The 8,025-nt window shown below is 58.5% G+C and carries 4 protein-coding genes; all 4 read right to left on the reverse strand.

Features of this window, described 5'->3' with window-relative positions; genetic code table 11:
- Nucleotides 1–62 precede the first annotated feature (62 nt).
- Complete coding sequence (locus N2600_RS26115) at nucleotides 63–1,553, reverse strand: hypothetical protein (protein ID WP_260299338.1); 1,491 nt, start codon at nucleotides 1,551–1,553, stop codon at nucleotides 63–65.
- A gap of 375 nt (nucleotides 1,554–1,928) precedes the next feature.
- Nucleotides 1,929–3,914, reverse strand: a complete 1,986-nt coding sequence (locus N2600_RS26120) for a preprotein translocase subunit SecA (RefSeq protein ID WP_260299339.1) — start codon at nucleotides 3,912–3,914, stop codon at nucleotides 1,929–1,931.
- The gene (locus N2600_RS26125; protein WP_260299340.1) at nucleotides 3,907–5,982 is read right to left on the reverse strand and encodes a PqqD family peptide modification chaperone; all 2,076 of its coding nucleotides are present in this window, start codon (nucleotides 5,980–5,982) and stop codon (nucleotides 3,907–3,909) included. Before N2600_RS26125 ends, N2600_RS26120 begins: the two co-directional genes overlap by 8 nt.
- Nucleotides 5,983–6,067: 85 nt before the next feature.
- Complete coding sequence (locus N2600_RS26130; RefSeq protein ID WP_260299341.1) at nucleotides 6,068–7,609, reverse strand: efflux RND transporter periplasmic adaptor subunit; 1,542 nt, start codon at nucleotides 7,607–7,609, stop codon at nucleotides 6,068–6,070.
- Nucleotides 7,610–8,025: the final 416 nt, after the last annotated feature.

Genomic DNA, 8,025 nt, shown 5'->3' on the forward strand with positions numbered 1-8,025 from the left:
CAGTTAGGCTGTGCGGCGCCACGGGAGAGGTGATTGCGGTTTATGGGACGATGAGGCTCCCCTTAGGCGGCTTTGGATGCGGAGGGCTTATTGTCACGTCGCGCATCGATCAGGACGACGTCCGGGCTATCTGCCAATTTGAGATCTTTCAGGATCTTCTTGACCTTTGCTAGCTCGGCTGCCGTGAAATAAATAATTGCCTTGATGCCAGTCCCGGCATCGCTAGCCTTCTGATAGATCTCGACTTGTTTTTCTAGGTTCTGAGCGAGCTTAGAGTTTTTCGCCAGCTTCATTTCAACGAGCGTTTTCTCCGTCCCCCGGCTGATCTTGAAATCGACAGGGCCGCGCCCATCGTTTGCTTCGGCGCCGAAATCGGATGGTGTGCCGAACCAGACGAGCCGGTAGAGGACGTGGAGATCCTTTTCCCGCTCGATCGGCACACCTTTATCGTCGTAGAAGAAGCGATGGCCGCCCTTATTCTCGATCACCTCTTTCAAGTAGGCAAGACGGGCGTGCGCCTCTTCATAGGTGGATTTGCCTATTTCGTAGAACTTGGTCTCTGCAGCCAAAGAGGCCTGCAGCGATCGTAGCTGTGCGATGAACATATACTCGATGGCGAGAACCTTCTCGGCACTAACGTCCGATGCATCATCGCCATTCTCTTCCTTAAGCTTGATGTAATAGTCGATGATCTCCGGAAACTTACGCATCGTGGACACTGCAGCCTTCGCACGCTCCTTCTTTGTCGGCTCGGGCTGCTTTTTGCCTGGCTGCTTGGGGCGGCGCTTTAGCTCCGTTTCGAAGTAGTTGAAGACGGATGCACGCAATTGTATGTCGGGGATCGCGGTGGGGATGTTTTCGAACCCCTCAATCAGATCATCCTTATTGATCCAGTTCTCGTCGCGGGTAAGCATGTCCTTAGGCGACAGGATCACATAATCCCCGTAGACCCATGGAAGCCTGTATTTCGCTCGCGCCCACGCTTGTGTCTGGAAGTTGAAACGCGCCCGCTCGACCCAAACCTCTCGTACCGCCGTCGGCGGCAAGTGCTTAGCGGCAAACGTCTCCGTGTATTTGCAGAGAAAGTCTTTGATCAGGTTAGTCGTGAAGTCGCTAATGTTGTCGCGCCCGACGCCGTCCGACACCAGGCAAACCTTCTCGATATGGCTGCTCTCGGTAATCTGTTCGTCGCCAAAGTTGGCGAAAATTACATTGAGGTTGACGTGTAAGTTTCGCGCGAAATCCATGCCAAGGCCAGCGCCTCCGTTTCCCGAGACCGAAAATCCGAGCCAGTTCTGCTTTACCTCTTTGAAACAATACCAGTTTCGGAGGTCGCCATCGTTAACGCGGCCGGCGGCGGCACGGTCGCGGAGGAAAATGAGATAATTGATGATCGCTTCATGTAGCTCGACGTATTCTGGTCTGTCGCTGTGAAAAAGTAGAAAGGGGTCGATAAAAAGCGGAAGGTCGTTGACGATCGAGATATTAAGGGCGCCGTACTCCTCGAATACTTCCGCTTCCACTCCGAAATAGTCGCTTATGAACGTTGCCATCATCACCCCCTTATAGTTGAGGCTACAGGGGAAGTTGCGTCGTCGCAATAATCGCGCAACGCGCTCTGTTCAAATCCTCATGGGCCTCGGGTGTCCACGATTTCAGTTGTTTGGGTGCTGTAGTGACTGAGAATTGACAGGGCCGTAAGTTCGATTCCTCTCAAGGCGACCAAATTGCTTCTGGGTCGGATTCGGTGACGGCCGCGAGAAAAATTCTCGGGAGCTCAGGAACACTCGCGATCTTCCCTAGAGAATCGATCACCACTCGCTCCTAGAAATCGAACGGCTCAATCCTGCGTCAAGCGCCATGCGCTGTTGAGAAAGCCCGCGATTAACTGATTTGTGACCCGGAATGCGAGAAAGAAAGTTCGTGTGTCAGTCTGCCTTGCCTGCGAAAGCCAAGGCCGTATCAAGCTTGCTGTCTTGTTTGACGCTTTGCCTTCGTATCCAGAGGTGATTTCGTTCCATCATGTATTGACCTAATCGTCGCATCACTTGGCAGAGAAAGGCATTGAATGGCCGGATGGTACTGAACGGCAAGATGTGACTCTCATAGCGACGAAACAACTCGTCCTCGAGCGAAACAATTGCCTCGAAACTCCCAGGGTCGCCCTGACGGGCACATCTGCCGAATAGCTGGCGATCGATCCGGCCGGACTCGTGGTACTCCGTCAGTATCACATGCAGGCCGCCGCGCTTGACGACGTCAGCGGAAAGCTTGATGTCGGTTCCCCTCCCGGCCATGTTTGTTGCCACTGTTACACTTCCAGCACTTCCAGCGGCGGTGACGATAGCGGCTTCACCGGCATCTTGCCGCGCGTTCAGAACCGTGTGCTGAAGCCCCTGCGCTCTCAAGACAACGCTGAGTGCTTCGGACGCTTCTACGGAACGCGTGCCGATGAGCACGGGGCGGCCGCTTTCGCTGACTTCGCGCACGCGGCGGGCGACATGTCTCCATTTTTCACCGGTCGTGACGCAAAGACGGGCGCCAAGGTCCTCGCGCCGCACTGGGCGATGCGTCGGAATCCTGATGAATTTCAGGTCGTAGACCTCGTCCAGTTCGGTTGCGATTTCCGCAGCTGTGCCCGTCATGCCTGCCAGCCAAAGATAACGCCGGAAGAACCTTTGATAGGTTATCTGTGCGAGGGTTTCACGACGTCCCGACGGTTTGCAGTCTTCCTTGCTTTCAATCAACTGATGCAAGCCACGCTCCCAGGAGCGGTCCGCCATGACGCGCCCAGTATATTCGTCGACGATCTGCACCTTGCCGTCGACAACGATGTAGTGCACATCCCGCTTGAACAGATGAAGGGCAGAGAGGGCCTGTTCGACGAGTTCGAGACGAGCCCTTCGCGCCGCCCACAAGCCTCCGGCGGGCGATGACGCATCGGCCACGATCTTACGACCGAGCGGCGTCAGGTGAATGGTCTTGTCTCGTGTCGACAAGCGATAATGGTCTGCGGCCTGCAGATCCTTCGCAACGTCAAGGGCTGCGCGGTAGGTTTCGGCGCCGACGGGATCTTCAAGTTCGCGGGAAATGATGAGGGGCGTTCGGGCTTCGTCGACAAGAACGCTGTCGGCCTCGTCGACGATCGCAAAGTGAAGGCCGCGTAGGTACAATTGCGGACGATCACGAATGTCGCCGATCGTTTGATCGAGCAGGACGCGCGCCTTGCTCCTTTTTCCACGCAGCGCGATCGTGTCGCGCAGATAGTCGAACGCCAGTTCCTTGTTCGTACAGTAGACGACGTCGCATGCGTAGGCAGCCCGTCGAGTGGCTGGATCCTGGCCGTGCTCGACCAGGCCGACGGAGACCCCGAGCCTGTCATAGACCGGTTTGAGGTGGTCGGCGTCCCGCTTGGCAAGATAATCGTTTACCGTCACGATATGAACCGGCACCCCGGCGAGGGCTGCGGTCGCTGCTGGCAGCAGGGCCGTGAGAGTTTTGCCTTCGCCGGTATTCATCTCGGCAAGCCTGCCCTGCAGGAGCATGTAGCCGGCGACCAACTGGACTGGATGATGTCTCATGCCAAGCAGGCGATAGGACGTCTCTCTCACGAGTGCGAATGAGCGTGCGATATTCTCGGCGGTCAGTCCTGTGTGTAAGAACTGTCGGCGAAGCTCGTCGGAGATTAGTGCATAGTCGGTCTCGTCCATGCCCTGCAATTGGGTGGCATACCGCTCGACCCTTTCCAGAAACGGGCCGAGGCTGACCAGTGTCGCCGTCGATCGTCTTTTCAATGTAGCCTGAAACCGCGCCAGGATGCTGTCAATTGCCCCGGCCGTCGGCGCTCGCCTCTCGGGAAACGGCATCATCTTGAGGTCGCTGAGCTTCCAGGGATGAACGAGTTCGTCAAGCATGGAGCTGAGCCAGGAACAGTTGCCGGACGCGGCGCGCGATCTGCGTGGCCGCCGGTTCCCATTCGTGTTCGAACCGCACGTAGACCCGGCTTCCGAATGCCGGAGGGGCGGGACTTTCTGAAATATCCAGATCGATCTGGAACCAGCGCCTGAGGGATTTCAGTCCTTCGGTATCACGTGGATCGGTGGTAATCGGACCGCCGCTGACCGACGCGAGGGCCTTGCTCGGGAGATGGTCGATGGCTGCGGGTGCTTCATGCAGGATCTTTGCCGGCAGTGAGATCTCAGCTTGTCCCGGAATGCGCACGCTGACCCGCACGAGCCGTTTTCTGACGAGGTCGATGTCGTCCTGGGAAACCACGACGCGGACTGTTTGTCCGTGTGCTGGCGTTACATAACCCAGCACGTCTCCCTCCCGAAAATACCGCTCCGGCAAATCGCTGATACGGTCGACAACGAAGGTCCCTGCGGTTGCACTGTGGGCGATCAGACGTCTTGATCGCTCTCTTGAACGTTTGAGCTCGGCGCTCGCCTCTTCAAGCTCCCTGGACGTCACCTCGGCTTGCGCTCGGTTCGTAAGCCACTCGGCTCGGAATTGCGTGCCGAGTTCTCGAACGCGGGCCTCGAGGATCGATAGCTGCATGGTGAGAACAGGGTCCGAGGATTGAAACAGTGGCGCACCTTTTTCGACATGCGATCCCGCCGGCGCGGCAACCTTCTCGAGGAAGCCATCCGCTCCCGCTCGCACATAGGCCTCCTCCGGGAGCCAGATCGTCCCCTGGGACAGGGTGTTGAGAGGAAGGGGAACGAGCAGGACGGGACCGGCGACAGCCGCAAGCGCGAGAGAGGTGATCCCAATGGCCCTGACGCGGTGGCGGCGCAGCTGAGGACTTGCAACGACATGCCACAGCATCTTTGCGGCCGGCATCGCGATGCCGGAGAAAAGCCCCCACAGCGCCAGCAGGATCCCGATAACAAGATAATGGGTCGCGACGAAAAGCGATATCCCGAAGAGAACGATCATCCGGTAGACGTAGGAGGCCGGTGCAAACACGAGCAGCCAGACATGCTCCCCGAAACTTAAAGGGTCGCTCTTCTTCTCCACGCCGAACACCCGGCGCTCGATCAGGCTTGCCCAGTATTTGGTCGATCGCGGCGCAAGATTCGGCATCTCGATGAGATCAATCAGCACAAAATATCCATCGAACTTGAGAAGCGGATTTCCGTTCACCAGCACCGTCGACATGCCGGACACCAGCATCACGTCGAAGGCGACAGCACGCACCGGGCCGGCCTCCACGGCCAGCCACAGGTAGAGGCCACAGGCTGCCAGGAATGTCTCGACCATGATTCCTGCCCCGGCGACGGCCGCACGCTGGTATTTGCTGCGGAAGCCTGCCGAAGCGGACGCATCGACATAAGGAACCGGAAAAAAGACTAGAAACATCAGGCCCATCTGATGCACTTCGCCTCCGAATGCCTTTGTTGCAAGACCATGTCCGAATTCGTGCAGCAGCTTGACGATCGGATAGACCAGCGCAATGAGGAGCAATCCTTCGGCCGCAAAGACGCGGTCGGATAGGTTTCCAGCCAGTTCTTTGGCGTGGAGTGTCGCAAGATAGATCGCCGGTGCGACTGTTGCGAGCCAGAGGAATAGGCCGGTCCGGCTGAACAGGGGACGAAAGAGCGGAAGCATGCGCTTCAAAAAGAAGTCGGGATCCCAAAGGGGCAGGGTTATCGACAGCGGGCTCTTGAGATTGCGCTTCAGAAGCGACTGGCTCTGCCGCGAATAACGGTCAAACAATTCCAGGGCGTCCGGCTGGGTGTCGAGGCGCAGAAGGTCGGCTGAGTAAAGCTGCGTCAGCAACCGGATGACGTCGTCCTGGCTTGGTGCCTCATTACCGAAGGTTTCGGCCATTTCGTTCCAGACAGCATCGACCGAAAGGCGGCCGTCGATGCTTGCTATGAAATAATAGGCGATCGGCGTGAAACGGTGGGATTTGCCGCTTGCCGCATCCTGGAGAACGTACCAGACGCTGCCGCGGAAGCGATGGCGATGGATAAGCACGTGCGGTCGCAGCCGCGGCCTGAGATTGCACAATCTGTACCAACTCTGGCTGAGGAAGGGTTCCACTATGATAACCTCGCTGCGTTCAAGGGATCCAGGACCAGACGAACAGCCTGGTCCGCTCGATCAGACTGCGCGTGGCGACCCACAGAAGCGATCGTTGGCCGATATCGATCTTGCCGATCCCTTCCATGCCCGGTCGCAGGGGCAGGTCGTTTTCGAGAAGGTCTGCCTCGACACGGAAAAAATTTCGGCCTTCTTCGGCCGCGGCAACCGAGGTCAACCGCGACACACGGAACGGCACGGTCTGACCGGCCGCACCGGTGACGGCAAGCTGCCCTTGCTGGCCGAGGCTGACGTGCCGGATGTCCTCCTCGTCGACATGCAAAACCACCCGGTAGGAATCAAGCGGAGCCACTTCGAAAAGAACCTTTCCCTGCTGCACGGGCGCCCCGAGCATCTGGCTGAGGTCGCCGCTGACGACAAAACCGTCGATGGCGGCGCCAATCCTGCTCCTGGAAAGTTTGTCGGCGGCTAGCGCTCTCTGCGCCTCGGCCTGGTCGATCTGCGCTTGAAGGAGCTGCATGGCCAATCGGTCGTGCTGGGATTGTGCGTCACGATATTTCTGCTGGAGCTTTCGAACCTCGATTTCCCATCGCGTCCGTTCGAGCGTGAGGTCGCGGTCCTCAAGGACCGCCAGGGTCTCCCCCTTGCGAACAAGATCGCCGGGACGAACAAGCGCCTGCGCCAGGAATCCATCGAACGGCACAACCGCTGCCCGTTGCACCGAGCCTTCGAGAACCGCTTTACCGGATACCCGAAATTCGCTTTTGGCAAATGACAGGAACCCGATGACGCACAGCGAGGCAACCACCGCGAGCTTGACCGCGGGACGGCGCGGACCGAAGACGGCGGCAAGGCCGGAGCGTGCATTTGCGATCGCTCGCCCCGTCAGCAGACGTTCGGCACTACGCTGGAGTTCGAGGACCGGGCCGGCGAGCGACCCCAGGAGTTCAAGGGTCTGTAGCGTTTCGATGTCGAATGGTTCTGACGTTCGCCGTTCAAGCGTTATGATACCGGCGACACCGTTGTTTCCGGAAAAAGGGACCGAAACGGCGCTGCCGATCGGACCGCGCGAGACAAGATCCTTGTGAGCAATTGCGATCCGCTTTTGGGTTCCCGGTATCAACGGGTAGGATGTGGACTGCCGTTGATCGAAGGCCTCATCCATTGCGCTTTCAATCCTGCCGATCAGCTCGGCCTTCCGCTGAAACCACGCCGAATGCGACATGGCCCGCAGCCGCATGCCGCGCCGTTCATGGAAGCCGAGCGAAACGCGCTCGCAGTCGTAGCGTGCGGCAAGCTCGTTGACCAGCGCGGTCGCCGCCACCTGCAGTCTTGCGTGTTCCCCTGCGACCGCGAGCAGATCGAGAGCCGCGTTTGCCCGAGCGAGACTCGATGCATCGCCGGAATTTTGCCGGCGCCGTAGGGCGGCCTCGAGCCATCCTGAACCCCACTGCAATTGGCGAAACACTGCCTGCAGATCAAGCCCGGCATTGGAGGCGATATCGACGGCAACGACGCCGATGACACTCCCTTGGACGGCGATAGGAAAGGCGACGTGCATGCGCGCGGCTGCGCCGGTGCTTGCCAGGATAGAGCGGACTACGCCACGACCGTCGCAGACCGCTTGTTCCGCTCCCGGTGTCAGATAGGTAACATCGCTTTCGGCATCAGGCCAGATCGCAGCCGGCCGATAGGATCCGTCAGGGCTTTGGAGAAGCAGGAGCCCGGTGCTGCTGAATGGGATCTGACTGCATTGCAGGGCAAGCCAGGATGAACAGAACGCTCCTATACTGTCGGCGGTCGCAAACGACGCCCAAAGCGCAGCGTTGTCTGAGGTTGCCCCGACGCTGAAGTCTGGTGCACGTTTCCGCGCTGCCTTTGTTTCGGTTTGCTCGACGGAATCCATCGCTACTCTCACACCTGCATGCCATTGAGTGCGCCCGTCTTAAGGGGCGGCTGTATGAAATTACGCACCTG

The organism is Rhizobium sp. WSM1274 (genome assembly GCF_025200775.1).
In the GTDB taxonomy this organism is placed as follows: Bacteria; Pseudomonadota; Alphaproteobacteria; order Rhizobiales; family Rhizobiaceae; genus Rhizobium; species Rhizobium leguminosarum_I.